We start from the raw sequence: 24,552 nt of genomic DNA on the forward strand, positions 1-24,552 counted from the left end.
CCCCAACCATCCCAGGAGAACCGCATGACGACGTCCGGCGCCCTCGCCATCCCCTCGCTGAAAGACCAGTGCTCGCCCGCCGAATGGCAAGCCCGTGTCGACCTGGCGGCCTGCTACCGGCTGATCGAGTTCTACGGCATGGCCGACATGATCGCCAACCACATCTCGGCGCGCGTGCCGGGAGAGGACGGCGCCTTCCTCATCAATGCCTACGGGATGATGTACGAGGAGATCACTGCCTCCAGCCTGGTCAAGGTCGACCACGACGGCAACGTGCTTTCGACGCCGGCATTCGGTGATCTGGGCTACGGCGTCAACAAGGCCGGCTATGTGATTCACAGCGCGGTGCATGCGGCACGGCCGGAAGTCGCCTGCGTGATCCACACCCACAGCTGGGCGTCGATGGCCGTGTCTTCGCTCGACTGCGGGCTGCTGCCCCTCACGCAGACCGCCATGCGCTTTCTCAAGATCGGCTATCACGAATACGAGGGTGTGGTGCTCGACACCGCCGAACAGGCGTCGCTGGTCGCCGACCTCGGCCAGGCGGAAGCGCTGATCCTGCGCAACCATGGTGCGCTCACGGTCGGCAACACGGTGGGCGAAGCCTTCAATTGGATGCATCGGCTGGAACTGGCCTGTCGTTCGCAGCTGGCCGCGATGGCCTGCAACAGCCCGCTGCGTCCGGTGTCGCCGGCGGTGCTCGAAGCGACATGGAAGAACTACCAACCCGGCACACGCCGACCTTACGGCGTCATGGAGTGGCCGGCCCTGTTGCGCAAGCTGGACCGGATGGACCCGAGCTACCGCGACTGATTCGCCCTTCACACCCAGAAAGTTGAGAGACAAACACATGAGCAGCCTCTTTCCCACCGCCATTGCACCTCCGTCGATCCGCGCCGCGTGGCGCCCTGGGCGGCGCGCCGCGGTCATGGCCCTGATCGCAGTGGCTTCGTCGGCGATCGTCGCGCCCGCGCGCGCACAGGCGTATCCCGTCAAGCCGGTGCGGGTCGTCATTGCCTTCTCCGCGGGTGGCACCACCGACCTGCTGGCCCGCTCGATGGCGCAGAAGCTGGGCGAGCAGCTCAAGCAGCCCTTCGTGATCGACAACAAGCCCGGCGCCGGCGGCAACATCGGCACCGAGGCGGTGGTGCGATCGGCGCCGGACGGCTACACCCTGATCGTCAACTCGGTGGGCCCGATCGCGGTCAACCAGACCCTCTACAAGAACCTGCCCTACGACCCGCTGAAAGACCTGGTGCCGATCGTCCAGATTGCCGACGTGCCGAACGTCCTGGTGGTCCATCCGTCGGTTCCGGCCAGCACCTTCGAGGAGTTCGTCGCCTACGCCAAGGCCCATCCCGGCCAGCTCAACTACGGCTCCACGGGCACCGGCACGTCCTCGCACCTGTCGAGCTACATGCTGAGCAAACGCATCGGCACCGAAACGACGCACGTTCCGTACAAGGGCGCGAACGCGCTGAACGACCTGCTCTCGGGGCGCCTTCAGTTCATGTTCGCCACCATCCCGTCGGTGATCCCGCACATCCGCGCCGGCAAGTTGCGGGCGCTGGCCGTCTCGAGCGAGAAGCCCTCGCGTTCGCTGCCGGGCGTTCCGACGGTGGCCGAGAAGGGCTTCACCGGTTTCGCGGCAGGATCGTGGTTCGGATTCTTCGCGCCCAAGGGCACGCCGGAATCGGTCATTGCACTGGTCAACAAATCGGTCAACGACATCCTGCCCTCGCTGGAGGACCAGATGATTCGCGAAGGGGCCGATCCCGTGGGCGGCACGCCAGCCCAATTCGGACAGTTCACCCAGCGTGAATACGAGAAGTGGAAGCTCATCGTGCGCGAGTCCGGCGCCACCCCGGAATGAGCCACGCCCACGCAGCGGCGCCGCTGCGCATCCTGTTGTCGGATGCCGCGCGGCAAGGGGCGGGCTCCGCCATCGCCGCGGCGGCGGTGTCGCGCGGGCACGCTTTCGTCGCACCGCAGGCCGGGGTCGATGCCGACATCGCCTTCGTGTCGCGCGACGTCACGGGCCTCTCTACCAAGCATGCCGTCCTGCCCGAGACCCAGGCGTTCTACGACGCGATGCGCGGGGCGCACAGCCTGCGCTGGGTGCACGTGCACTCGGCAGGCGCCGATCGATCCGTCTACCTCGAACTGCGTGCCCGTGGCGTGGCCATCAGCACCTCGTCGGGTGCCAATGCGGCCGTCGTGGCGCAGACCGCGCTGGCCGGATTGCTGGCGCTGGCCCGGCGCTTTCCCCAACTCATGCGGGCCCAGCGCGACCGCAGCTGGGCGCCGCTGATCGGCACCGGCCTGCCGCGCGATCTGGCCGGGCAGACCGCGGTGATCGTCGGTTGGGGGCCGATCGGGCGTCACATCGCCGCCGTGCTGCGCTTGCTGGGCCTGCGCCTCATCGTGGTCCGCAGCCGTTCCGATGCCGCGGCTGCGGACATCGAGACACGGGCTTTCGAGGAGATCCACCGTGCGCTTGCGCGCGCCGACTGGCTGGTGCTTGCCTGTCCGCTCACGGATCGGACGCGCGGCCTGATCGATGCCCGCGCGCTCGCGTCGCTGCCGCATGGCGCGCACCTGGTCAATGTGGCGCGGGGCGAACTCGTCGACGAGCCCGCGCTGGTCGAGGCGCTCGACGAAGGCCGGCTCGGCGGCGCGTTCCTCGATGTCTTCGCCCGCGAACCGCTGCCGCCGGACTCGCCGCTGTGGCAGCTGGACAACGTGATCGCCACGCCCCACAGCGCGGGCTTCTCGGACGGCAACGAGGCGCGCGTGACCGAACTCTTCATCGACAACCTGCGGCGCTGGCTGGCCGGGGAAGCGCTGCGCAACCTGGTCGCGTGACCGCGCGCCGGCCGACGACCTCCCATTCCAAACCAAAGAACGAGAAAGAGGGTTCCCCCATGAACGATCGCCATTGGCTGCGCGCTGCCGCGCTGGCCGCTTCCACCTTGCTATCGGCCGTGGCGGGCCAGGCGCAGGACTTTCCGCCGAACAAGCCCGTGACCCTGGTGGTGGGGTTCGCCCCGGGCGGCGCGGCCGACGCGGCCGCGCGCCTGATCGCCAAGAAGCTGGGCGACAACATTGGCCAGAAAGTCGTGGTCGACAACAAGGCGGGTGCCGGCGGCAACATCGCCCACCAACTGGTGGCGGCCGGGCCGGCCGACGGTTCGATGCTGCTGTTCGGCTCGATCGGCCCGCTGACCATCGCGCCGCATGTGATGAAAGTCCGCTACGACCCGTTCAAGGACCTGGCCGCCATCTCGGGGGGCGTCAATTTTCCGAACGTGCTGGTGGTGAACAAGGGCGTGGGCGTGAAGACGCTGGCCGAGTTCGTGGCGCTGGCGAGGAAGAAGCCCGGCAGCATCGATTTCGCCTCCACCGGCGCCGGCTCGGCCTCGCATCTGGTGGGCGAGCTGTTCAACCAGCGCGCGGGCATCGACATGGTCCACGTGCCGTACAAGGGCGGCGCGCCGGCGCTGCAGGACTTGCTGGGCGAGCGCGTCGCCTCGTACTTCTCGGCGCCGCCGACCGCACTGCCGCAGATCGAGGCCGGCAACCTGATCCCGCTCGCCACCACCGGGTCGACCCGGCCGGCCTCCATGCCGAACATCCCCACCGTGGCCGAGTCGGGCTACCCGGGCTTCGAGGCCTTGAACTGGTACGCCTTCGTGGCTCCGGGCAAGACGCCGGCGCCCGTGCTCGACCGCTGGAACCTGGAGATCGTGAAGGTGCTGAACGATCCGGGCGTCAAGGAGTCGCTGGACAAGCACGGCCTGACGCCGCAGCCGACCACGCGGGCCGAACTGACGGCCTTCATGAAGAAGGAAGACGCCAAGTGGGGCGGGATCGTGCGCGAGCGCAAGATCACGGCAGATTGAGGGCCGAAAGCTTGAGCTCCCAGTTCTCTCCGACCAGTGGCTGCCCGAATCCTTCGTAGGGTTCCGACTTGACCAGCCTGAACCCGCGGGCGGCGTAGATGCCGCGCGCCGCCGCGAGGCAGCTGTTGGTCCACAGCACCATCTTCTTGTAGCCTTTGGCGCGGGCGAAGGCGATGCATTCGTCGGTCAGGCGGGCGCCCAGCCCGAGTCCGCGCGCCTTCGGGCTCAGGATCAGCATGCGCAGCTGCGCCGTGGTCGCCGACTTGCGCACCACGAAGACGGCGCCGACGCGCTCGCCATCGAGCTCGGCGATCCAGCAGCGCTCCCAGGCGGGCTGGAACTTGCGCAGGAACTGGGCCGCGATGTCGGCCACCAGCGCCTCGAACTCGCTGTTCCAGCCGTACTCGCGGGCGTAGATCTCGCCGTGCTGCTGCACCACCCAGCCGATGTCGCCTGGCGCCGGATCGCGCAGCACGGCGGCCTGGTGCCGGGCCCGTGGCCGCGCAGCCGGATCGAGCAGCGCCTGCAGCGTGCCCATCGCATCGATCAACTGGCGCCGTTCGGCGAGGGGCAGCGGGGCGAGCAGGGCGCGGGCCTCGTCGCGCGACTTCTGCTGCAGCGGCGCGAAAGCCGCGTGGCCGGCTTCGGTCAGGGCCAGCAGGCTTTGCCGCGCGTCGCGCGGGTGGGGCTGGCGCTGCAGCCAGCCCTGCGATTCGAAGCGGCGCAGGATCCGGCTCAGGTAGCCGCCGTCGAGGTGCAGGTCGCGGCCGATCTCGCTGGCGACCGGCTCCGCCCGGTGCGCCAGTTCGTAGAGCACGCGGACGTCGGTCAGGGACATCTCGCTGTCGAGGTAGGGGTCGAGGACGCCGATCTGGCGGGTGTAGAAGCGGTTGAAGCCGCGGATCGCCTTGACCTGGGCGTCCTCCGGCGCGGGGAGGGTGACTGACATGGTTGCCATTGTCAGTCAATTGATTGACAAAAGCAATCAATTGCAAGGCCTTGCCCAGGGCCGCCTTTGCCCTTTAGGGCGACAGAACCAAAGGAAAACCCTAAAATCTCGGGTTGCCCACCACGGGCCCACCCGGCCCGCAGGCCTGCGCGGCAATCCCTTCGCCGCATTTCCCGATGAACGCCCCAGTCGACGTCTCCTTTTTCGCGCGTGCCGCCAAGCCGCTGACCAGCTACCGCAAGTACTGGGCGGCCCGTTTCGGCACGGCGAAGTTCCTGCCGACCACACGCGCCGAGATGGACGCCCTCGGCTGGGACAGCTGCGACGTCATCGTGGTCACGGGCGACGCCTACGTCGACCATCCCAGCTTCGGCATGGCCGTGATCGGCCGCATGCTGGAGGCGCAGGGCTTCCGGGTCGGCATCATCGCGCAGCCCGACTGGCAGAGCGCCGACCCGTTCAAGGTGCTGGGCCGCCCGAACCTGTTCTTCGGCGTCACGGCCGGCAACATGGATTCGATGATCAACCGCTACACGGCCGACCGCAAGGTGCGCAGCGACGACGCCTACACGCCCGGCGACATCGGCGGCCGGCGGCCCGACCGGGCCGCCATCGTCTATTCGCAGCGCTGCAAGGAAGCCTGGAGCGACGTGCCGATCGTGCTCGGCGGCATCGAAGGCTCGCTGCGGCGCATCGCGCACTACGACTACTGGCAGGACAAGGTGCGCCGCTCGATCGTGGTCGATGCCAAGTGCGACCTGCTGCTGTACGGCAATGCCGAGCGCGCGATCGTCGAGATCGCGCATCGGCTCGCGGCGCGCGAGCCGGTGCACCAGATCACCGACGTGCGGGGCACCGCCTTCGTGCGCAGGGAGACGCCCGAGAGCTGGTTCGAGATCAACTCGACCAGCGTCGACGAGCCCGGCCGCGTCGAGGCGCACGTCAACCCGTACCTGATGGTGTCCGAGCAGGCCAAGGCCAACGGCGCGACCTGCGCCAAGGAAGACGAGGCGCAGGCGGTCGCCGCCGCCGCCGAATCCGCCGGATCGGTCAACCTGGCGATCAAGCCGCTCAAGTTCGTTCCCAATCCGGCCCTGCAAAGCCGCGAGCGCATCAAGGTGCCGCCGCGCGACCGCTCGGTGATCCGGCTGCCCGCCTACGAGCAGGTGCGCGCCGACCCGGTGCTCTATGCCCACGCCAACCGGGTGCTGCACCTCGAGACCAATCCCGGCAACGCGCGGGCGCTGGTGCAGGCGCACGGCGAAGGCACGACCGCGCGCGACGTCTGGATCAACCCGCCGCCGATCCCGCTCACCACGGCCGAGATGGACCACGTGTTCGACCTGCCGTATGCGCGCAGCCCGCATCCGCGCTACGCCGACGAACAGGGCAGCCACGACGGCGCGACCAAGATCCCGGCCTGGGAGATGATCCGCTTCAGCGTCAACATCATGCGCGGCTGCTTCGGCGGCTGCACCTTCTGCTCGATCACCGAGCACGAGGGCCGCATCATCCAGAGCCGCTCCGAAGATTCGATCATCAAGGAGGTCGAGGCCATCCGCGACAGCGTGAAGGGCTTCACCGGCACCATCTCCGACCTCGGCGGGCCGACCGCCAACATGTACCGCATCGGCTGCAAGTCGCCCGAGATCGAGTCGGCCTGCCGCAAGCCCAGCTGCGTCTACCCGGGCATCTGCCCGAACCTCAACACCAACCACGATCCGCTGATCAAGATCTACCGCCGGGCGCGCGCGCTCAAGGGCATCAAGAAGATCCTGATCGGCTCCGGCCTGCGCTACGACCTGGCGGTGCAGTCGCCCGAGTACGTCAAGGAACTGGTGCAGCACCACGTCGGCGGCTATCTCAAGATCGCGCCCGAGCACACCGAGCAGGGCCCGCTCACCAAGATGATGAAGCCCGGCATCGGCAGCTACGACAAGTTCAAGCAGATGTTCGAGAAGTACTCGGCCGAGGCGGGCAAGAAGCAGTACCTGATCCCGTACTTCATTGCCGCCCATCCGGGCACCAGCGACGAGGACATGATGAACCTCGCGATCTGGCTCAAGAAGAACGGCTTTCGCGCCGACCAGGTGCAGACCTTCTATCCGTCGCCGATGGCCACCGCGACCACGATGTACCACACCAACAGGAACCCGCTGCGCAAGATCACGCGCGAGAGCGAGACAGTGGACATCGTGCGCGGCGACAAGCGCCGCCGCCTGCACAAGGCCTTCCTGCGCTACCACGACGCCAACAACTGGCCGCTGCTGCGCGAAGCATTGAAATCGATGGGCCGCGCCGACCTGATCGGCAACGGCAAGCATCACCTGATCCCGACCTGGCAGCCGCTGACCGACGGCAGCTACCAGAGCGCCCGGCGCAAGAACTCGACGGCGGTCGCGGCCAAGCCCGCGGCCCCGGTCAAGGGCCGCATCCTGACCCAGCACACCGGCCTGCCGCCGCGCGACACCGGGGCCGCGCGCACCCGGCCCGCCGCGGCCAAGCCGATCCGCAAGGGCCGCTGAACCGCCGCGGCCGCGGTCGCGGTATCGTGTCGGCATGAACACACCGCCGGCTGCTTCGTCTTCGTGGTTTCGCGTCGGCTTCGGGCTGATGCTCTGGCTCATGGCCTTCGGTGCCCAGGCGGCGCCGCTCGAGGCCGGCTCGGCGAGCGCCCTGCGCGAACGGCACCACAAGCTGGGCGAAGCCCTGGCCCACAGCCCCCTGAAGCGGCCCATCGTGCTGGATTCGCAAGAGACCGACGGCGGGCTCCAGGGGGATGTCTACGCGGTGGTCAACCATTCGCTCGAAGACGTGCGGCGTGCGCTCGATCAATCGGCGCAGTGGTGCGAGATGCTGCTGCTGCATGTCAACAACCGTCGCTGCCGGGTGGCGCCGGGGGCCGGTGGCGAGACGCTCACGTTGAGCGTGGTGCCGCGCTACGACAAGCCGATCGACCAGGCCTTCGAGTTGAGCTTCGTGCGCCGCACCGCACAGGCCGCGCGCGACTACCTGCTCATCGACCTGACGGCCGATTCGGGGCCGATGGGCACCAGCGGCTATCGGGTGATGGTCGAGGGCATCCCGCTCGGCGAGCACCAGTCCTTCCTGCACTTCGCCTATTCCTATGACCACAACATGGTGGCCCGGCTCGCCACCATGGCCTACCTCGCGACCTTCGGCAGCGAGAAGGTCGGCTTCACCGTGGCCGGCAAGAAGCCGAATGGCGATCCCGACTACATCCGCGGCCTGCGCGGCCTGGTGGAGCGCAACGCGATGCGCTACTTCCTGGCGCTGGAGGCCTACCTCGATGGCCTGTCGATGCCGGCGGCCGAGCGCGCCGAGAAGCGGCAGGTCCGCTGGTTCGAGGCGGTCGAGCGCTACCCGGCGCAGTTGCACGAGATCGACCTGGCGACCTACCTGGCCGCCAAGCGCGAAGACCGCCAGCGCGACGGTCCCCCGGCGCGCTGAGGAGCCTCAGCGCAGCACCAGCACCGGCGTGTGCGAGTGCGTCAGCACGTGCAGCGTCTCGCTGCCCATCAGCAGGCGCTTGATGCCGCGCCGGCCGTGCGAGGCCATCACGATCAGGTCGCAGTGGTGGACCCGGGCCGCTTCGATGATCGCCTCCGACACCCCTTCGGCGCGCATGACGATGCCGGTGGTGCGCTTCACGCCCCGGGAGTCGGCCTTGCCCTTGACCGCATCGACCACCCGCTGGGACTCGACGTCGGCCTCGTCGCGCAGGCGCGAGACCTCCATCTGGCTGAGCAGCAGCGAGCCCTCGAAGTAGCTGGAGGCATGGTGGTGGGAAACCTTGACGGCAAACAGTTCGGACTGCGTGAGCAAGGCGAGTTCGATGGCGGCGGTCACGGCCTGCTCCGACAACTCCGAGCCGTCGGTGGCGACGAGGATGCGTTCGTACATGGCTCGCTCCCGGGCGGGCGGGGGCCGCCCCCGGTTTCAGATTAGTTCGGCCATGGCGTGGTTACAAGGCGCGGCCCATGTTCTAGGCGGGCCCGCCTAGCACTCGTCGCTCGCCATTGGTGCCGTCCGGGCATTCACGCCGCCGTCACAAACATCCGCGCTAATGCCGGGGGCTCGCGCGCGTCGCGCGGGCTTCACTCTGCAGGAACAACCAACAATGAACGAGCGATCGAGGATGACGTGGCTGGCGGCGGTGGGCGCCGGCCTGGTGGTGGCCGCATGCGGCGGTGGGAGCGGCGGCGGCTTCGCGCTGCCGGCGGGGGGCGCGAGCACCGGCGGCACGGGCGGCAGCACGGGCAGCGGCGGCACCGTGGCGGCGGGCCAGAGCGTGGCCGGCGTCTTCCTCGACGCCGCGGTCGAAGGCCTGGACTACGTGGCGGGCACGGCCGCCAAGGCCGTGACCTCCGCCAAGGGCGAGTTCGCCTGCAAGGCGGGCGAGACCGTGAGCTTCAGCCTCGGCGCGCTGGCCATCGGCAGCGCCCCCTGCGGCACCGCGATCACGCCGCTGACGCTCGCCGGCCAGCAGGCCACGGCCGACGGCCTGAGGGCCGACGCGGTGGTCAATCGCCTGGTGGCGCTGCAGAGCTTCGACGAGGACGGCGACCCGAGCAATGGCATCCGCATCACGGACGCCCTGAAGGCCGCGTTGAAGTCCGGCGCGGCCGATTTCTCGGCACCGGCCGCAAGCTTCGACGCCGCCCTCAGCCAGCTGCTGGCCGCACTGCCCGCGCCCTATGTGACGCGGGTGTCCGACGCCGGACGGCGCGCCCTGGCCCGCGAGCACTTCGAAAACACGCTGGCCTCGCAGCTCGGCGCGCCGGTGGTGGAGACCGCGACCCAGAGCAACGCGCTGGGCAGCATCGCGGTCAGCGTCACCCGCCATCAGCTGCAGGCCGACGCCAAGTTCAACGTGCCCTACGAGGGGTCCAACGACAAGATCCGTGCCGACTTCCCGAACGGCTTCCTGCCGGCCTACGGCTCCGGCCTGGCCTTCAAGGGCACGGCCGCCGACGGCGCGCTGGAGTTCTATGCGATCACCGATCGCGGCCCCAACGGCGACGGCCCGACCGCGCCGGTGCCCGGCGGCGCCGGCACCAACATCAGCAAGGTGTTCCCGGCACCCTCGTTCGCGCCGAGCTTCGGCCTGGTCACGATCGGCAAGACGGGTGCCCGGCTGCAGAACAGCGTCGCCCTCAAGCTGGACGCGACCCGCAAGGCCAGCGGCCTGCCGCCGCAATCGGGCGTCGGCGCGACCGGCGAGACGCCGCTGACCGACGCCTATGTCTTCGATGCGGCCAAGGCCAACTTCGACGCCAACGGCCTCGACCCCGAGACCCTGGTGCTCGACAGGGCCCGCCAGGTGCTGTGGAGCAGCGACGAGTACGGCCCTTTCATCGTCCGCATCAACATCGACACCGGCCTGATCGAGAAGAAGTACGCGCCGGGTGCCGGTGCGACCGACCTGCCGGCGGTGCTGGCGCAGCGGCGCCCGAACCGCGGCATGGAAGGGCTGACGCTCGACGTCGCCAGCGGCCGGCTGCATGGCTTCCTGCAGAGTCCGATCGATCCGCGCGACGGCGCCGGCAAGTCGATCAAGGCCAAGCCGCCCGGCGGCAGCAACACCGACGTGCGGCACATCGCCAAGTTCACGCGCTGGCTCGAGTTCGATCCGGGCACCGAGCGTTCGAAGCTCTATGCCTACCCGATCGACGGCAGCCAGTACGACAAGGACCGCACCGGCAACGCCAAGCTCGGCGACGTCGTGAGCCTGGGCAACGGCCGCTTCATCGTGATCGAGCAAGGCGCGCGCAAGAGCGACGCCAAGGTGTTCAACAAGCTGATGCTGGTGGAGATCCCCGCCGATGCCACCGACATCGCGGCGCTGGACCACAACCTCGAGATCAGCAGCATCACGCAGGCGGTGTCGAACGGCGCCGACTGGTCGGGGGTGGTGACGCTGAAGAAGACCGAACTGCTCGACCTCAACGCGCTCGGCTGGATGGCCGAGAAGGCCGAAGGCCTGACGCTGGTGGACGATCGAACGCTGGCGCTGGTCAACGACAACGACTTCGGCCTCGCCACCACGCTGCTCGATGCCAATGGGCAGCGGGTGGCCGGCAGCATCGAGGACTGCACCGTCGACGCCGCCGGTGCGATCGTGAGCGGCTGCCCGGCGGGTGTGGTGGGCGCGCGTCTCACGCGCGGCAGCGACACCGAGCGGCCGACGCGCCTGTGGCTGCTGCGCTTCGACCGGCCACTGACCGCGCTGACGCTGCCCGCTTCCTGAGGCGGGTGCCTGCACGCGAAATTTAAGGTTCCGTGAGGGATTGCTTAAGCAATTCTTAGCGGCGCGTGCGGGCTTCGATTTCTAGACTTCTTTCCAGCAGGCGGGCGCACGGTGCGCCGGCCGCTGAACCCGGAAAGAAGGACCCCATGAACATCGATCCGCGCGAACTGCGCCATGTCGCGGAGGCCACCGCGCCCCGCGTCGACATGTATGCCGGCATCCACAAGGCGCTGCGCGCGCTGATGGCCGACACCCTGCTGGCCGTCGGCCGGATGGACAGCGAGGATGCGCTCGAGCGCGCGCAGGTGACGCAGCGCGTGCTCGAGCTGCTCGACTTCTGCCGCTCGCACCTGAAGCACGAGAACGACTTCATCCACCCGGCCCTGGAGGCGAGGGCACCCGGGGCCAGCGGCCAGATCGCGCACGAGCACGAGGAGCACCTGCGGGCCATCGTCGCGCTGGCGCAGCAGACCACGGCGCTGCTGCAATGCGAGGCGGGGGGCTGTCCGGCCGCCGCGCTGGCGCTGTACCGCGCGCTGTCGCTGTTCATCGCCCACAACTTCGAGCACATGCACGTCGAGGAGACGGCGCACAACGCGGTGCTGTGGGCGCGCTACACCGATGCCGAGCTGATCGAGATCCACGACGCGCTGGTGGCGTCGATCCCGCCCGACGAGATGATGTACGTGCTGCGCTGGATGGTGCCCTTCATGAACCCCATCGAGCGCGCCGCGATGCTGGGCGACATGCGCGCCCATGCGCCGGCGCCGGCCTTCGCGGCCGCGCTGGAGGTGGTGCGCCCGCACCTGGGCGAGCGCGAATGGGCCAAGCTCGGCCTGAGCCTGGGCCTGGCGGCCTAGGCGATCTCCTGCAGCGCAACCGGCCGCGCGACCCGCAGCAGGAAGCGCCCGCGGCCGGTCTTCTCGATCCGGATGTGCGGGCTGTTCTCCTGCAGCCGGCGCTGCAGCAGCACCAGCCGCGCCTCCAGGTTGTCCGACAGGTCGGGCAGGCGCAGCGCAGGGTCGAGCCGCAGTTCGCGGTTGCTGAATTCGCTGCGGCCCTGCTGCGTGTGCTCGCGCAGCAGCTTGCCGAGGATGGCGCCGGCGACGCCCTTGATGAGGTAGCTGTCGCCGATGAAGATGCTGCTGTTGGCGAGGTAGTGGCGCACCGCGATCGGCGCCCCGGAGGGCGGTGGCGCGCTGGCGGGAGCCTCGGCCGCCGCCGCGGCCTCGTCGCCGATGCGCAGCAGCTCCAGCGCGGCGCCGAGGTGGCCGGCGATGGCGACCAGCGCGTCCTCGTCCTCGAAGCCGAAGCGCATGTCGATCGGACTCTCGACGAACAGCGCGCCCAGCAGGCGGCCGCTGGAGACGATCGGCACGGCCAGCTGGCTGCGCGGCTCGGCCAGGCCCGGAAACGGGATCTCGGTGTCGAGCACCAGGCCGGGCTCGATCTCGCGCATGCTGCTGCGCACCGCGTGGCTGTAGCTCGCCGCGTTCGTCATGTGGCTGATGCGCACCGGCGTGCGCTCGCGCGCGGCGACGCCGATCACGCCATGGCCGATCTCGATCTCGGAGCCGACGCCCGAGATGGCGTAGCCGCAGCTGGCCACGGTGTAGAGGCGCTCGGTCGCGCCGTCGCGCAGCAGCACCATCGCGTGGCGGATGTCGAGCTGGTCGTTGAGCACGGCCAGCACGCCCTGCAGCAGTTCGTCGGTGGCGCAGCAGGCGGCCAGCCGTTCGGCCGAGCGGCGCACGCCGGCCAGCAGGCCATGGTGCGGCGGCGGCGGCGCGAGCCTTTCGCCTTCAACGGCCTCGACCGCTTCGACCTCGTAGATGTCGGCGCCGAGCAGCCGGAACACAGCCGCCATGCCGCTGTGCGAGGCGATGCCGGCCAACTGCGCCTTCATGCCTTCGAAGCGCGGCCCTTCGGTCTCGGTGCGCAGGTAGCGCAGCTCGATGCGGTACATGGCGGCGACCGCCGGCTCCAGCACCAGCACCGTCGCGTAGGGATTGGCCAGGATGTTCTTGCGCGTCTTGTTGAAGAACTGGAAGGACAGCGCCACGTGCCGCTCGTCGACGTAATAGACCTGCGAGATGTAGGCGACGTTGGGCGTGCCGTCTTCCGAGCAGGTCGCCATCACCGCCGGGATGGCGCCCTCGAAGCAGGCCCGGATCGCGTGCAGCGACGGCGACGGCTGGCGTGCGTTCATGAGGGTTCAGGCCGCCGGCAGCGCGCTGCCGGCCTTGGGGCCGGGCGTCTGGTCGAAGGCTTCGCTCGGCCGCAAGTGGATCGCCACCACGTCGTCCAGCCGGCAGGCCAGCATCGCCTGCACGAAGGCGGCACTCAGGCCGACGTTGCCGATCTCGTGCTCCATCGAGCGCAGGTAGCGCTGCAGCACGGGCGCATCGGCGTCGACGGCGCTGCGCAGCTCGACTTCGCGCGCCTTGACCTGGACGGTGCGATGGCTCATCGGTTCGCTGAAGACCACCGCCACCTGGCCGGTCGCCGCGACGTCCTGCAGCAACTGGCGCGACCGGCTGCGCGCGAGATAGACCGTGAGCTCGCTGCCGTCGGGCGCGATGGCGGCACCGACCGCTCGCATCAGGCTCGGCCGATGGGCGGCGTTGCGCGAGGCGACGATGGTCGAGACGCCCTTGTCGATCATCGCGATGTGCTCGGGGCTCAGCAGCGGGGGGGGCAGGGCTGACATGGGGACCGGGCCTTGGGTCTAAAGCGGGCATTTTGATTCAATGTCCCGCCGCCGTCCGTTTTCCGGACGGCCTACGCCAAGCGGCCGACTCAGGCGGCGAGGCGGACTTCCGAAGGCGGCGGGCTCACGCGCAGGTGGCGGGTGGCGCCGGCTGTGCGCATCACGGCCGACAGCAGCGAGCGGAACCAGATGTGGCCCGGCGCATGCTGGTTGCGCCCGTGCCAGAGCTGGTAGAAGCGCATCGGCGGGAAGTCGATCGGTGCCGGCACCACGGCCAGCGGCAGCATGGCGGCGAAGTGCAACGCGAAATGCCGGCTGGTGGTGAAGATCAGGTCGGTGCCGGGCAGCAGGTGCGGCGCCATCGAGAAGAAGGGCACCGTGACGGTCGGCGTGCGCGTCAGCCGCTGGGCCGCCAGGTGGGTTTCGACCACGCCGCGCTGCAGCCCGCTGTAGAGCAGCGGCACCACGTGCGAGCCCTGCAGGTAGTCGGTGGCGCGCATGCCGCTGGCGCCGGGGTGGTCGCGGTCGACCAGGCAGACGATCTCGTCCTCCAGCAGCAAGGTGGTGCGCAGGTGCTCGGGCGGCTGCGGCCAGTTGCCGATCACGACGTCGATCTCGCCGTCGGCCAGGGCGCTGTCGTAGTCGTAGTCGGGCCCGAGCGGCTGCAGCAGCATCCGCGCCCCGGGCGCGGTGGTGCGCAGGTACTGCACCACGGCCGCCATCAGCGGCGGCGCCAGGTAGTCGGGCGTGCCGATGCGGAAGGTCTGGCGGGTGGTGGCCGGGTCGAACACGTCGCCGGGCGAGAGCAGGGCGTCGATCTCGCCGAGCACCACGCGGACCGAGGCCTCGAGCTGCAGGGCGCGCTCGGTCGGCACCATGCGCTGCTTGTCCTTGATCAGGAGCGGGTCGTCGAAGATCTCGCGCAGCCGTTTCAGCGCGGTGCTGACCGCGGGCTGCGACTGGTTCAGGCGCGTCGCCGCGCGCGAGACGCTGCGCTCGTTCATCAGGATGCTGAAGACGCGCAGCAGGTAGGTGTCGAAAGGGTCGTTGGCGCGTGACATGGCGTGTCTCCTGCACAGCTTTGGTGCCCCGGGGCACCAGCGTCAGTCGCCGGCGGGCTCCGGGGCGGCACTTTGCTATGCCGCTGATTGCTGCCTAGCGATTGGCGTGCCATGCCGGCGTTCCTACAGTCGGGCATCACTTTTGCTGCACCATCGCATGACCCTCCCGACCTCCACCACGCGCCGCGGCGCCCTCCAACTGCTGGCCGCCGGCGCCGCCTCGCTGACGCTGCCGGCCTGGGCCCAGTGGCCCGACAAGCCGGTCAAGATCATCGTCACCTTCCCGCCCGGCGGGTCGAGCGACATCCTGGCGCGCGTGCTGGCCGAGCAGCTGGCCAAGAAGCTCGGCCAGGCAGTGGTGGTCGACAACAAGCCCGGCGCCGGCGGCACCATCGGCGGCGCCCAGGTGGCCGCCGCGGCGCCCGACGGCTACACCCTGATGCTGTCGAACTCGACCCCGCTCGCGCTCGGCCCGTTCACGCTCGAGAAGCAGCCCTACGACCCGGTTGGCGCGTTCACCCACATCGCCTCGCTGGGCTCCGCCCCGCTGGTAATCATGGCCAGCAAGCCCTCGGGCATCGGCAGCTTCGCCGAATTGGAGGCGCGGGCCCGCAAGGACGGCCGGCTGGACTTCGGCTCCGGCGGCCCGGGATCGATCGGCCACATCCACGGCGAGCTGATCCGCAAGATCACCGGCGCCAACCTCGTGCACGTGCCCTACCGCGGCGGCGCGCCGATGACCACCGACCTGCTGGCCAATGTGATCCCGGTCGGCATCGACGTCATCACCGCCTACGTGCCCTTCTTCAAGAGCGGCCAGCTGGTGCCGCTGGCCGTGACCGGCGGCGCGCGCTCGCCGCTGATGCCCGAAGTGCCGACCATCGTCGAGGTCGGCCAGCCGAAGCTGGTGCTGGAGAACTTCTTCGGCCTCAGCGGCCCGGCGAAGCTGCCGCCCGAGATGGTGGTGCGCCTGCACGACGCCTGCAACGAGGTGCTGGTGATGCCCGAGGTCCAGAAGAAGCTGATCGAGCTGGGCATCGTCGCCAAGCCCGAGAGCACGGCGCGCTTCGAAGCCCTCGTGAAGGAGCAGGTGGGGGTGCTCGGCCCGACGGTCAAGGCGGCCGGCATCAAGCTCTGAGCCGGCCTGGGCGGGCGCCCGGGCGGCTTGCGCGGCCGTGCCGGGCGGCGGATGATGGCCCGGAACTGCTGGAGGTTTCGATGCCGCAACATCATCCCTTCGATCGTGCCCGGCGCGGCCTGCTCGCCGCGGGCGGCAGCTGGCTGGTGCTCGCGGCGCTGCGCCCGCAGGACGCGCGCGCGCAGCCGGCGGCCCGCATGCGCATCGGCATCATCGGCGCCGGCCGCATCGGCGGCACCATCGGCGGACTGTGGGTCAAGGCCGGCCATCCGGTGATGCTGTCGTCGCGCCATCCGGAAGAGCTCAAGGACCTGGTGGCCAGCCTCGGGCCACTCGCCAGCGCCGGCACCGTCGCCCAGGCGATCGCCTTCGGCGATGCGCTCTTCATCGCGGTGCCCTATGGCGCACTGCCCCAGATCGGCCAGGACCACGGAGCCGCCCTCAAGGGCAAGGTCCTGCTCGATGCCTGCAACGCGGTGGCCTCGCGCGACGGCAGCGTGGCCGACGAGGTCGAGCAGGAGGGCATCGGCGTGGTCTCGCAGAAATACCTTTCCGGCGCCCGGCTGGTGCGGGCGTTCAACACGATGTCCTACACGATCTTCGCGCGGGAAGCCAACCGGGCCGCGCCGCGGCTGGCGATCCCGATCGCCGGCGACGATCCCGAGGCCGTCCGGGTCGCCGCGAAGCTGGTCGGCGATGCCGGCTTCGACCCGGTGGTGGTCGGCAAGCTGGCCGACGCCCGGCGCTTCCAGCGCGGCGGTCCGGGCTACGGGCAGGCGGTGAGCGCAACGGAACTCAGGCAGAAGCTGTCGCTGGCGCCATGACGGCGGCGTTGCGGCGCTGGCTGCGGCGGGCCGTGCCGGCGACGCCGCAGGAACTGGCGGCGGCGTGGTGGTCCTTCGGCTATTTCTTCGCGCTGCTGGCGGGCTACTACGTGCTGCGGCCCCTGCGCGACCAGATGGGCATCGCCGGCGGGACGCGGGCGCTGCCGTGGTTGTTCACCGCGACCTTCGTGACGCTGCTGGCCGCGCAGCCGCTCTTCGGCGCGCTGGTGGCGCGGCTGCCGCGGGCCCGGTTCATCCCGGTCGTCTACCACTTCTTCGTCGTCAATCTCGCGCTGTTCTGGGTGCTGCTGGCGCTCGGCATCGCGCCGGTGGTCGTGGCGCGGGTGTTCTTCGTCTGGGTCAGCGTCTTCAACCTGTTCGCGGTCGCGGTGTTCTGGTCGTTCATGGCCGATCTCTTCACCAGCGAGCAGGGCAAGCGGCTGTTCGGCTTCATCGGTGCCGGCGGCACGGCGGGCGCGCTGCTGGGGCCGGTGATCACGATCGCGCTGTCGGTGCCGCTCGGGCCGCACAACCTGCTGATCGCCGCCATCGTCTTCCTCGAAGCGGCGGTGTTCTGCGCCCATCGGCTCGAGCGCAGCGCGGGCGCGAACGCCGCCGGCCACCGGCGCGGCCTCGAGGGCCGGGTGGGCGGCGGCGCCTTCGCCGGACTGTCGGGCCTGCTGCGCTCGCCCTACCTGCTGGGGGTCGGCGCCTGGGTCAGCCTGCTGTCCTTCGGCGCCACGATGCTCTACTTCATGCAGGCCAACGTGGTGGCCGCGGCGGTGCAGGGAGCGGGCGCGCAGACCCGGATCTTCGCCAGCATCGACCTGGCCGTGGGGCTGCTGACGCTGGCGACGCAGCTGTTCGCCACCGGCCGCCTGCTCCAGCGTTTCGGCACCGGCATGGCGGCGGCGGCGCTGCCGGCGGTCTACGTGGTCGGCTTCATCGGCCTGGCGATGGCGCCGACCCTGGCGGTGGTGCTGGTGTTCCAGGTGGTGCAGCGGTGGATGAACTTCGCCATTGCCAACCCGGCGCGCCAGGTGTTCTTCACGGTGGTCGGGCGCGAGGAGAAATACAAGGCGAAGAACCTCATCGACGTCGTGATCTACCGCGGCTCCGATGCGCTCTACGGCTGGGTCTACGACATGCTGCACGTGATCGGACTCAAGATCGGCGCCATCGCGCTGTGCGCGCTCCCGGTGGCGCTCGCCTGGGTGGTCCTGTCAGCGACGCTGGGACGCACGCAGGAGCGCCGCGCATCCTTGTCCGTGGCCCGGGCGCCTGAACTCCCTGTCGCCGGCCGAAGTCCAACACCGACTTCCGGCGGAGGTGCTCCATGAAGAGATTCGCATCGGCCCTCGCGATGACGGCCGCGCTGGCGGGCGGCTCGACGACGAGCCTGGCCTTCAACGGCAACGGCGTCCAGGGCGGCAGCCCCGGCGGCTTGAATCGTGCGTTGCGCACGGTGCCCGGGCTCGGGCTCGGGCGCGTCGCCGTGCCGGTGCTCTGGTACTGCCAGAACCCGATCGGCTACTTCCCGACCATCCAGGCCTGCCCGGCGGGCTGGATCCAGGTGACGCGGATCAGCCGGCCAGCGTGAGCAGCGGCAGGTCGCGCGCGCGGGCGATGGCGTCGAGTTCGGCGCGGCTGCGGCCGGCGAACCACCGGGCCAGCGCCTCGTGGATCGCCGGCGACAGCATGTCGCCCGTCGGCAGCCCCGCAGCTTCGCACAGCCTGAAGGCGAAGTGCGGTTCCAGCGCCGCGACCGCCGCCCGGCCGTCGGCGCACGGATAGACCCGGTACCCCGCGTGGGCGCCGCCGACCGCGCCCTGCGGCTGCGTCAGCCCCCAGGTGCGTGGCAGCGCCAGCCAGTCGGCGGCGGCGTTCAGCGCCACTTCGCGGTAGATCCCGGCGGTGTGCGAGGCGCCGGTGCGCAAGGCCGCCTGCAGCACCGCCTCGCTGGCCAGCAAGGCACCGCCCATGTCGGCGAACAGCGTCGGCGGCAGCGCGGTGCCGGTGACCAGACCGCTTTCCGCCAGGTAGGTGAGGTCGTGGCCGGGCTCCTCGGCGCGCTCGCCGGGCGCGCCGACGATCGCGACCTGCGACAGCCGCGGGTGGCGGGCCTGCAGCGCCGCCCAGTCGAGCCCCAGCTTGGCCAGCGCCGAGGGCCGGAACGAGGTCAGCAGCACGTCGGTGGCGTCCAGCGCCTCGTGCAGCCTGTCGCGCCCCGTGTCGGCCTTCAGGTCGACCACTTCCACCGTCACGCCTTCGTGCAGCGCGGCATAGGCGGGGCGGTTGTAGTGGCCCATCGGGTCGCCCGCCGGCGGCTCGAACTTGAGGCAGGCGGCGCCCATGGCGCGGCAGCGCATCAGGGCGGCGGGCCCCGGCAGGTTGAGCGCCAGGCTCAGGATGCGCACGCCGGCCAGCGGCATGAAGGGGGCTTCGGCGGGGGCAGGGGTCGGCATCGGCAGGCGTCCTTGGGAAAAGAAAAGTGGCAGCGCCACAGAGCTTACCGGCTCGGCGCAGGCGCTCTACGATGCGCCTTGTACCCGCCCGATCCACCGCAAGACAAAGGAGACCCACATGTTCCAGAACGATCTCATGGCCGGCCAGCGCATCCTCGTGACCGGCGGCGGCACCGGCCTCGGCCGTTCGATGGCCGAGCGATTCCTTGCCCTGGGCGCCGACGTGGCGATCTGCGGCCGTCGGCAAAGCGTCTGCGAAGAGACGGCGGCCCAGTGGCGCGGCCGGTTTCCGGAACGCCGCATCGACACCTTCGGCGTCGACATCCGCAATGCACAGGCGGTCGACGAGATGGTCGAAAGCCTCTGGCATTCGGGCGGGCTGACGGGGCTGGTCAACAACGCGGCCGGCAACTTCGTCTCGCCGACCGAAGCGCTGTCGCCGCGCGCCTTCGACGCGGTCGCCAACATCGTCTTCCACGGCAGCTTCTATGTCACGCAGGCCGTGGGCAAGCGCTGGGTGGCCGAGGCCAAGCAGGGCAAGTGGAAGGCCGGCGATCCGTACCGCAGCGTCATGAGCATCATCGTGACCTGGGTCGACAACGGCAGCCCCTACGTGGTGCCGTCGGCGATGAGCAAGGCCGGCATCGAGGTGATGACCAAGTCGCTGGCGGTCGAGTGGGCGCGCTACGGCATCCGCCTCAACGCGGTCGGCCCGGGCGAGATCCCGACCGAGGGCATGAGCAAGCGGCTCAACCCCGGCGAGGAGCCCGGCGCCCGCAGCAAGGCCCTCAACCCGATGGCGCGCACCGGGATGATGAGCGAGCTGCAGAACCTCGCGGCCTTCCTGATGGCACGCGGCCAGTGCGACTGGCTCACGGGGCAGAGCATCATGATGGACGGCGGCAGCGCGCTGGCCACCGGCGGCAACTTCTACGAACTGCGGCAGTGGAGCGATGCCGACTGGCTGGCCGCGCGCGAACGCATCGAGGCCCAGAACCAGAAGGACAAGGCGCAACGCTAGACGCTGGTCAGTCGGCGCTTCCACCAGCCCCGCAGCCGTCCCGCCATGTCCTGGTTGATCACCAGCCCCGCCAGCACCGCGGCGGTACCGAACCATTGCGCCGGGCTCGGGCGTTCGCCGAAAGCCAGCGCCGCGGCCGCCAGGCCGACCACCGGCACCAGCAGCGAGAACGGCACCACCCGGCCGGCTGGGTGGCGCTGCAGCAGCCGGGTCCAGAGCGTGTAGGCGAGCAAGGTGGCGAACCAGGCCAGGAACAGCACCGCCAGCAGCGCCCGCAGGTCCAGCCCGCCGACTTGGCGCAGCACCTGCGCGGCGCCGTCCATCGTCAGCGCGAGCAGCAGGAAGGGCAGCACCGGCACCAGGCTGCTCCAGACGATGAAGCCGAAGGGGTCGTAGCCCGGCACCGTCCGCACCGCGAAGCGCACCACGACGTTGGAGGCGGCCCACATGAACGCGGCCGACAGCGTGAGGATGAAGCCGATCAGGGTCATCTGACCGGGGCCGTCACCATGCGCGGTGGCGATCACCAGCAGGCCCGCGAGCGCCACCGCGAGGCCGAGCCACTGGTCGCGCCGGGCGCGTTCGCCGAGCAGCGGGCCGGCCAGCAGCAGCGTGAAGAAGGCCTGGGTCTGCATCACGACCGAGGCCATGCCCGCGGTCATGCCGAGCTGGAGGCCGAGGAACAGCAGGCCGAACTGGCCCACGCCCTGCGCCAGCCCGTAGGCCGCGAGATAGCGCCAGGGCAGCGCCGGCCGGGCCACGAACAGCAGCAGCGGCAGCGATGCGGCGGCGAAGCGCAGCGCCCCCAGCAGCATCGGGCCGAGGCCCTGCAGCCCGAGCTTCATGACGACGAAGTTCAGGCCCCAGATCAGCACCACGCACAGGGCGCGCGCGAGGTCGCCGCGGCTGAGGGCCGGGGAGCCGTTCATGGTGCGGTGGCGCTGCGCGCAGCGCGCGCGGCCTTGAACGCCATGAAGGCCTCCAGGCTGGTCTTCTTCGGCACGTAGCCGAACTCGGTCTTGAGCCGCTTGTTGCACAGTACCGGGCGGTAGCGCAGGAAATCGAGCTGCTCGGGCCCGTAGCGGCTGATGCCGAGCCGCGAGCCTACGGTCAGCGCGAGCTTGAGCAGGGAAGCCGGCAAAGACAGCAGCGGCTTGCGCAGCAGCGCGGCGATCTGCGGCAGGGTCAGTGCGCCGTCGCCCGCCACGTTGAAGCAGCCGGTGCGCCCGGAGGTGATCGCGTGCACCACGCAGCCGGTCACGTCCTCGTCCCAGATGAAGACGAAGGGGCTGTCGCTGCCGCGGATCGCGAGGATGCGCGGCTTGTCGAACAGGGCCGTGATCTGGTTGTGCACTTGCGTGCCCAGGATGGTGCCGATGCGCAGCACCGTCTGCTGCAGCGCCGGATGGTCGATGCGCCAGGCGGCCAGCATCTCCTCGACCAGCCGCTTGTGGTCCGAGTAGGCAAAGGCGGCGTTGCCGCGCAGGGCGTCGTCCTCGTCGATCCAGGCCGGGTTGTCGGCGTGGTAGCCGTAGGCGGCGCCGCTGGACGACACCACGATGTGGCGCACGCCTTGGGCGACGCAATGCTCGAGCACGTTGCGGGTGCCGAGCACGTCGACCGAATACTCGAACTCGCGCGTGCTGCCCGGGCCGGGCGTGACGATCGAGGCCAGGTGCACCACGGCGTCGATCGCGTGCTGCTTCAGCATGGCGCCGAGCTCGGCGCCGCGCACGTCCTGCACGGCATAGGTGACGCCGGGCACGCGCCGCATCGGCGGCACCTCGCGCACGTCGAGGGCGACCACGCCGTCGATGTCGGGCAGGGCGGCGAGGGCGGCCACCACCGTGCGGCCGAGAAAACCGTCGGCGCCGGTGACGAGCACCCGCCGCGCCGCGATGGGCAGAACTGCATCCATGGGAATCAGGCCGAACGGGCGGCCGGTGAAGTCAGGGGGCGGCGCGCCCACCAGGCGGCAAGCCCGAGGCCCGCGACGATGTCCCAGAAACCCCAGACGCCGGCGACCACCGCCATGCCGCCGAGGCCGCCGAAGAAACTGAAGATCAGCACCAGCCCGAGCCCCGCGTTGCGGATGCCCACTTCGAAGCTGACCGCGCGGCGGTCGTACTCCGCCAGCCCGGTGGCCGTGGCGCAGGCATAGCCGGTGGCGAAGGCCAGCGCGTCGTGCAGCACCACCGCCAGCAGCACCAGGCTCACGTAGTCGAGGAAGTAGCGCCAGTTGCCGGCGATCGCTGCCAGGATGAAGCCGATCAGGCAGACGAAGCTGAGGATGCGCGCCGGCTTCTTGATGCGCTCGGTCAGCCGCGGCAGCCAGTGCGAACAGGCCAGGCCGATGACGAAGGGCGCGCCGATGATGGCGACGATGTGCAGCACCATCTCGGCCGGATCGAGCGCGATGGTCTTGAGCAGCGCCGACGCGCTCGGGTGCAGCCCGCCCCAGAAGGCGAAGTTGAGCGGCATCACGACGATCGAGATCAGGTTCGAGATCGCGGTCATCGACACCGACAGTGCCACGTTGCCGCCGGCGCGATGGGTCAGGATGTTCGACACGTTGCCCGGCGGGCAGCAGGCCACCAGGATCATGCCCAGCGCGATGCTGGGCGCCGGATTGAGCAGCAGCGTGAGGCAGAAAGTGACCGCCGGCAGCACGATGAACTGGGCCGCGATGCCGACCGCCATCGCCACCGGCATCCGTGCCACGCGCTTGAAGTCGGCGATGCGGGTGTCCAGCGCGATGCCGAACATCAGGAAGCCGAGCACCGCGTTGAGCGCGATCAGCGAGGCCGGATTGAAGTTGAGGCGGACTTCGTCGACAGGCAGCATGTTCGGCTTTCTCAGGCCAGGGTCGCGGCGGCTTCACGCACGGCGCGGCGATAGGCATCCTTGTTGACGTAGTAGGCCATGCGCTCGAGCTTCAGGTAGCTGTAGCCGCCCGAGAGATCGGGCGTCGGGCCGGCCTTGGCCTGCTTCATCGCGGCCGCCTGCGGCCGGCCTTCGGACTGGGCCTTGAAGTAGCGCGCCACCAGTTCGGCCTGCTCGTAGCGGCCCTGCCAGCCGATGCCGCTGGCCTCGATCATGCCGAGCACCGCCAGGTTGTCGAAGCCCGGCGCGAAGATGTTGAGGTAGAGCTTGGGCGCCATGCCCTGCCAGTTGAGCCAGGTGCGGTCGATGAAGGGGTAGTGCAGCTTGTAGCCGGTGGCGCACAGGATCAGGTCGTAGTCGCGCGCGCTGCCGTCCTTGAAGTGCACCGTGTGGCCGTCGAGCCGGGCGATGTCGGCGCGCACGCCGATGTCGCCGTGGCCGATGTGGTGCAGCACCAGCGAGTTCACCACCGGGTGCGACTCGTACATGCGGTAGTCGGGCTTCGGGAAACCGAAGCGCACCGGGTCGCCGGTGAACCACTGGAGCACCTTGGCGTCGAGCCGCTGCTTGATCCAGGCCGGCAGCGGCCGCTTGCCGCCGAGCGTGTCGGCCGGCTTGCCGAAGATGTACTTGGGCACGAAGTAGTAGCCGCGCCGCACCGAGAGGTCGACGCTCTTCGCGTAGTGCACCGCATCGACCGCGATGTCGCAGCCGCTGTTGCCGGCGCCCACCACCAGCACGCGCTTGCCCTCGAACAGCCGCGCATGCTTGTAGGCCGAGGTGTGCAGCAGCTCGCCGTCGAAGCGGCCCTCGAAGCGCGGCATGCTCGGTTCGGACAGCGTGCCGTTGGCGATGATCACGCCCTTGTACTCGGCGCTCTCGATGCGGCCGCCGCCGGCGTCCACGCTCACGCGCCAGCGCGTCGAGGCGCTCTCGGTCACCGGCTCGACGCGGATCACGCGGGTGCCGAAGCGAAAGTGGCGGCGCAGGTCGAAATGGTCCGCGAAGTCGCTGAAGTAGCGGCTCAGTTCGGTATGGCTCGGGTAGTCGGCCACGCTGTCGGCCATTGGGAACTCGGCGAACTCGGTGGTGCGCTTGGACGAGATCAGGTGGGCCGACTGGTAGACCGTGCTGCGCGGATTGCCGATGTTCCAGAGCCCGCCGACGTCGTCGTAGGCCTCGAAGCCCTGGAAGGGAATGCCCAGCTTCTGCAGGTTGCGGGCGCCCGCCAGCCCCGAGGGGCCGGCGCCGATCAGGGCGATTTGCTGGTGCGAGGGCACGGGTGCGGACACAGGTTGGCTCACGAAAGAAGACTCCGGCGAAATGGC

23 protein-coding genes are annotated in these 24,552 nt (G+C 69.8%); 13 read left to right on the forward strand and 10 right to left on the reverse strand.

Translation table 11 applies throughout. The annotated features are described in order from the left end of the window. Positions 1–24 precede the first annotated feature (24 nt). From QTI33_RS18685 to QTI33_RS18700, 4 genes are all read left to right on the forward strand, one after another. Entirely contained in the window at positions 25–813 is a 789-nt protein-coding gene (locus tag QTI33_RS18685) for a class II aldolase/adducin family protein (RefSeq protein ID WP_286507701.1), read from the forward strand. A gap of 115 nt (positions 814–928) precedes the next feature. Then, complete coding sequence (locus QTI33_RS18690; protein WP_286507756.1) at positions 929–1,873, forward strand: Bug family tripartite tricarboxylate transporter substrate binding protein; 945 nt, start codon at positions 929–931, stop codon at positions 1,871–1,873. Then, positions 1,870–2,865, forward strand: a complete 996-nt coding sequence (locus tag QTI33_RS18695) for a D-2-hydroxyacid dehydrogenase (protein WP_286507702.1) — start codon at positions 1,870–1,872, stop codon at positions 2,863–2,865. Before QTI33_RS18690 ends, QTI33_RS18695 begins: the two co-directional genes overlap by 4 nt. Before the next feature lie 59 nt (positions 2,866–2,924). Then, on the forward strand, positions 2,925–3,902 hold the full coding sequence (locus QTI33_RS18700; RefSeq protein ID WP_286507703.1) for a Bug family tripartite tricarboxylate transporter substrate binding protein: 978 nt from the start codon (positions 2,925–2,927) through the stop codon (positions 3,900–3,902). Here the strand turns inward: QTI33_RS18700 and QTI33_RS18705 are convergent. Further along, positions 3,889–4,860: a bifunctional helix-turn-helix transcriptional regulator/GNAT family N-acetyltransferase gene (locus tag QTI33_RS18705; RefSeq protein ID WP_286507704.1), complete on the reverse strand. Its 972-nt coding sequence runs from the start codon at positions 4,858–4,860 to the stop codon at positions 3,889–3,891. The two genes, QTI33_RS18700 and QTI33_RS18705, sit on opposite strands and share 14 nt — an antisense overlap. 167 nt (positions 4,861–5,027) lie before the next feature. On the opposite strand from QTI33_RS18705, the gene QTI33_RS18710 reads away from it, so the two are divergent. Both QTI33_RS18710 and QTI33_RS18715 read left to right on the forward strand, forming a co-directional pair. Continuing rightward, positions 5,028–7,376, forward strand: a complete 2,349-nt coding sequence (locus tag QTI33_RS18710) for a YgiQ family radical SAM protein (protein ID WP_286507705.1) — start codon at positions 5,028–5,030, stop codon at positions 7,374–7,376. 34 nt (positions 7,377–7,410) lie between these two features. Next, positions 7,411–8,322: a hypothetical protein gene (locus QTI33_RS18715; RefSeq protein ID WP_286507706.1), complete on the forward strand. Its 912-nt coding sequence runs from the start codon at positions 7,411–7,413 to the stop codon at positions 8,320–8,322. A 6-nt stretch (positions 8,323–8,328) separates the two neighbouring features. Here QTI33_RS18715 and QTI33_RS18720 read toward each other — a convergent pair whose 3' ends face one another. After that, positions 8,329–8,775 carry a universal stress protein gene (locus QTI33_RS18720; protein WP_286507707.1) on the reverse strand — a complete coding sequence of 149 codons (447 nt, stop codon included), beginning with the start codon at positions 8,773–8,775 and terminating at the stop codon, positions 8,329–8,331. A gap of 235 nt (positions 8,776–9,010) precedes the next feature. Here QTI33_RS18720 and QTI33_RS18725 point away from each other — a divergent pair, with 235 nt between their 5' ends. Continuing rightward, on the forward strand, positions 9,011–11,122 hold the full coding sequence (locus QTI33_RS18725; RefSeq protein ID WP_286507708.1) for an esterase-like activity of phytase family protein: 2,112 nt from the start codon (positions 9,011–9,013) through the stop codon (positions 11,120–11,122). Between the two features lie 146 nt (positions 11,123–11,268). Further along, positions 11,269–11,982, forward strand: a complete 714-nt coding sequence (locus QTI33_RS18730; RefSeq protein WP_286507709.1) for a hemerythrin domain-containing protein — start codon at positions 11,269–11,271, stop codon at positions 11,980–11,982. Here QTI33_RS18730 and QTI33_RS18735 read toward each other — a convergent pair. The 3 genes from QTI33_RS18735 to QTI33_RS18745 form a co-directional block, all read right to left on the reverse strand. Then, the gene (locus tag QTI33_RS18735; protein WP_286507710.1) at positions 11,979–13,331 is read right to left on the reverse strand and encodes a GAF domain-containing protein; all 1,353 of its coding nucleotides are present in this window, start codon (positions 13,329–13,331) and stop codon (positions 11,979–11,981) included. The two genes, QTI33_RS18730 and QTI33_RS18735, sit on opposite strands and share 4 nt — an antisense overlap. Positions 13,332–13,337: 6 nt before the next feature. Further along, positions 13,338–13,832, reverse strand: a complete 495-nt coding sequence (locus QTI33_RS18740) for a hypothetical protein (RefSeq protein WP_286507711.1) — start codon at positions 13,830–13,832, stop codon at positions 13,338–13,340. 89 nt (positions 13,833–13,921) lie between these two features. After that, positions 13,922–14,893 carry a LysR family transcriptional regulator gene (locus QTI33_RS18745; RefSeq protein WP_286507712.1) on the reverse strand — a complete coding sequence of 324 codons (972 nt, stop codon included), beginning with the start codon at positions 14,891–14,893 and terminating at the stop codon, positions 13,922–13,924. Positions 14,894–15,050: 157 nt separating this feature from the next. Between QTI33_RS18745 and QTI33_RS18750 the strand changes: the two genes are divergently transcribed. The 4 genes from QTI33_RS18750 to QTI33_RS18765 all read left to right on the forward strand — a co-directional run bounded on the left by QTI33_RS18750 (position 15,051) and on the right by QTI33_RS18765 (position 18,455). After that, positions 15,051–16,031: a Bug family tripartite tricarboxylate transporter substrate binding protein gene (locus QTI33_RS18750; protein WP_286507713.1), complete on the forward strand. Its 981-nt coding sequence runs from the start codon at positions 15,051–15,053 to the stop codon at positions 16,029–16,031. Positions 16,032–16,111: 80 nt separating this feature from the next. Further along, a complete protein-coding gene (locus QTI33_RS18755) occupies positions 16,112–16,855 on the forward strand; it encodes an NADPH-dependent F420 reductase (protein ID WP_286507715.1) in 744 nt (247 codons plus the stop codon). Further along, a complete protein-coding gene (locus QTI33_RS18760) occupies positions 16,852–18,195 on the forward strand; it encodes an NTP/NDP exchange transporter (RefSeq protein WP_286507716.1) in 1,344 nt (447 codons plus the stop codon). The genes QTI33_RS18755 and QTI33_RS18760 overlap by 4 nt, the downstream gene beginning before the upstream one ends. Further along, positions 18,192–18,455, forward strand: a complete 264-nt coding sequence (locus QTI33_RS18765) for a hypothetical protein (protein ID WP_286507718.1) — start codon at positions 18,192–18,194, stop codon at positions 18,453–18,455. Before QTI33_RS18760 ends, QTI33_RS18765 begins: the two co-directional genes overlap by 4 nt. On the opposite strand, the gene QTI33_RS18770 is transcribed toward QTI33_RS18765, so the two are convergent. Continuing rightward, complete coding sequence (locus tag QTI33_RS18770) at positions 18,439–19,320, reverse strand: CoA transferase (protein WP_286507719.1); 882 nt, start codon at positions 19,318–19,320, stop codon at positions 18,439–18,441. The genes QTI33_RS18765 and QTI33_RS18770 overlap by 17 nt on opposite strands. 118 nt (positions 19,321–19,438) lie before the next feature. Between QTI33_RS18770 and QTI33_RS18775 the strand changes: the two genes are divergently transcribed. Beyond that, the gene (locus QTI33_RS18775; protein WP_286507720.1) at positions 19,439–20,341 is read left to right on the forward strand and encodes an SDR family oxidoreductase; all 903 of its coding nucleotides are present in this window, start codon (positions 19,439–19,441) and stop codon (positions 20,339–20,341) included. On the opposite strand, the gene QTI33_RS18780 is transcribed toward QTI33_RS18775, so the two are convergent. The 4 genes from QTI33_RS18780 to QTI33_RS18795 are packed head-to-tail and all read right to left on the reverse strand — an operon-like array spanning position 20,338 to position 24,528. Beyond that, the gene (locus QTI33_RS18780) at positions 20,338–21,270 is read right to left on the reverse strand and encodes an EamA family transporter (protein WP_286507721.1); all 933 of its coding nucleotides are present in this window, start codon (positions 21,268–21,270) and stop codon (positions 20,338–20,340) included. The two genes, QTI33_RS18775 and QTI33_RS18780, sit on opposite strands and share 4 nt — an antisense overlap. Further along, on the reverse strand, positions 21,267–22,259 hold the full coding sequence (locus QTI33_RS18785) for an SDR family oxidoreductase (RefSeq protein WP_286507722.1): 993 nt from the start codon (positions 22,257–22,259) through the stop codon (positions 21,267–21,269). Before QTI33_RS18785 ends, QTI33_RS18780 begins: the two co-directional genes overlap by 4 nt. Positions 22,260–22,264: 5 nt before the next feature. After that, a complete protein-coding gene (locus QTI33_RS18790) occupies positions 22,265–23,185 on the reverse strand; it encodes a bile acid:sodium symporter family protein (protein ID WP_286507723.1) in 921 nt (306 codons plus the stop codon). Between the two features lie 11 nt (positions 23,186–23,196). Continuing rightward, complete coding sequence (locus QTI33_RS18795) at positions 23,197–24,528, reverse strand: flavin-containing monooxygenase (protein ID WP_286507724.1); 1,332 nt, start codon at positions 24,526–24,528, stop codon at positions 23,197–23,199. Positions 24,529–24,552: the final 24 nt, after the last annotated feature.

Source organism: Variovorax davisae (genome assembly GCF_030316845.1).
GTDB lineage: Bacteria > Pseudomonadota > Gammaproteobacteria > Burkholderiales > Burkholderiaceae_C > Variovorax > Variovorax davisae.

Coding starts and splice junctions, on each gene's coding strand:
- QTI33_RS18685 (WP_286507701.1), top strand. CDS start 25: ATGACGACGTCCGGCGCCCTCGCCATCCCCTCGCTGAAAGACCAGTGC.
- QTI33_RS18690 (WP_286507756.1), top strand. CDS start 929: ATGGCCCTGATCGCAGTGGCTTCGTCGGCGATCGTCGCGCCCGCGCGC.
- QTI33_RS18695 (WP_286507702.1), top strand. CDS start 1,870: ATGAGCCACGCCCACGCAGCGGCGCCGCTGCGCATCCTGTTGTCGGAT.
- QTI33_RS18700 (WP_286507703.1), top strand. CDS start 2,925: ATGAACGATCGCCATTGGCTGCGCGCTGCCGCGCTGGCCGCTTCCACC.
- QTI33_RS18705 (WP_286507704.1), bottom strand. CDS start 4,860: ATGGCAACCATGTCAGTCACCCTCCCCGCGCCGGAGGACGCCCAGGTC.
- QTI33_RS18710 (WP_286507705.1), top strand. CDS start 5,028: ATGAACGCCCCAGTCGACGTCTCCTTTTTCGCGCGTGCCGCCAAGCCG.
- QTI33_RS18715 (WP_286507706.1), top strand. CDS start 7,411: ATGAACACACCGCCGGCTGCTTCGTCTTCGTGGTTTCGCGTCGGCTTC.
- QTI33_RS18720 (WP_286507707.1), bottom strand. CDS start 8,775: ATGTACGAACGCATCCTCGTCGCCACCGACGGCTCGGAGTTGTCGGAG.
- QTI33_RS18725 (WP_286507708.1), top strand. CDS start 9,011: ATGACGTGGCTGGCGGCGGTGGGCGCCGGCCTGGTGGTGGCCGCATGC.
- QTI33_RS18730 (WP_286507709.1), top strand. CDS start 11,269: ATGAACATCGATCCGCGCGAACTGCGCCATGTCGCGGAGGCCACCGCG.
- QTI33_RS18735 (WP_286507710.1), bottom strand. CDS start 13,331: ATGAACGCACGCCAGCCGTCGCCGTCGCTGCACGCGATCCGGGCCTGC.
- QTI33_RS18740 (WP_286507711.1), bottom strand. CDS start 13,832: ATGTCAGCCCTGCCCCCCCCGCTGCTGAGCCCCGAGCACATCGCGATG.
- QTI33_RS18745 (WP_286507712.1), bottom strand. CDS start 14,893: ATGTCACGCGCCAACGACCCTTTCGACACCTACCTGCTGCGCGTCTTC.
- QTI33_RS18750 (WP_286507713.1), top strand. CDS start 15,051: ATGACCCTCCCGACCTCCACCACGCGCCGCGGCGCCCTCCAACTGCTG.
- QTI33_RS18755 (WP_286507715.1), top strand. CDS start 16,112: ATGCCGCAACATCATCCCTTCGATCGTGCCCGGCGCGGCCTGCTCGCC.
- QTI33_RS18760 (WP_286507716.1), top strand. CDS start 16,852: ATGACGGCGGCGTTGCGGCGCTGGCTGCGGCGGGCCGTGCCGGCGACG.
- QTI33_RS18765 (WP_286507718.1), top strand. CDS start 18,192: ATGAAGAGATTCGCATCGGCCCTCGCGATGACGGCCGCGCTGGCGGGC.
- QTI33_RS18770 (WP_286507719.1), bottom strand. CDS start 19,320: ATGCCGACCCCTGCCCCCGCCGAAGCCCCCTTCATGCCGCTGGCCGGC.
- QTI33_RS18775 (WP_286507720.1), top strand. CDS start 19,439: ATGTTCCAGAACGATCTCATGGCCGGCCAGCGCATCCTCGTGACCGGC.
- QTI33_RS18780 (WP_286507721.1), bottom strand. CDS start 21,270: ATGAACGGCTCCCCGGCCCTCAGCCGCGGCGACCTCGCGCGCGCCCTG.
- QTI33_RS18785 (WP_286507722.1), bottom strand. CDS start 22,259: ATGGATGCAGTTCTGCCCATCGCGGCGCGGCGGGTGCTCGTCACCGGC.
- QTI33_RS18790 (WP_286507723.1), bottom strand. CDS start 23,185: ATGCTGCCTGTCGACGAAGTCCGCCTCAACTTCAATCCGGCCTCGCTG.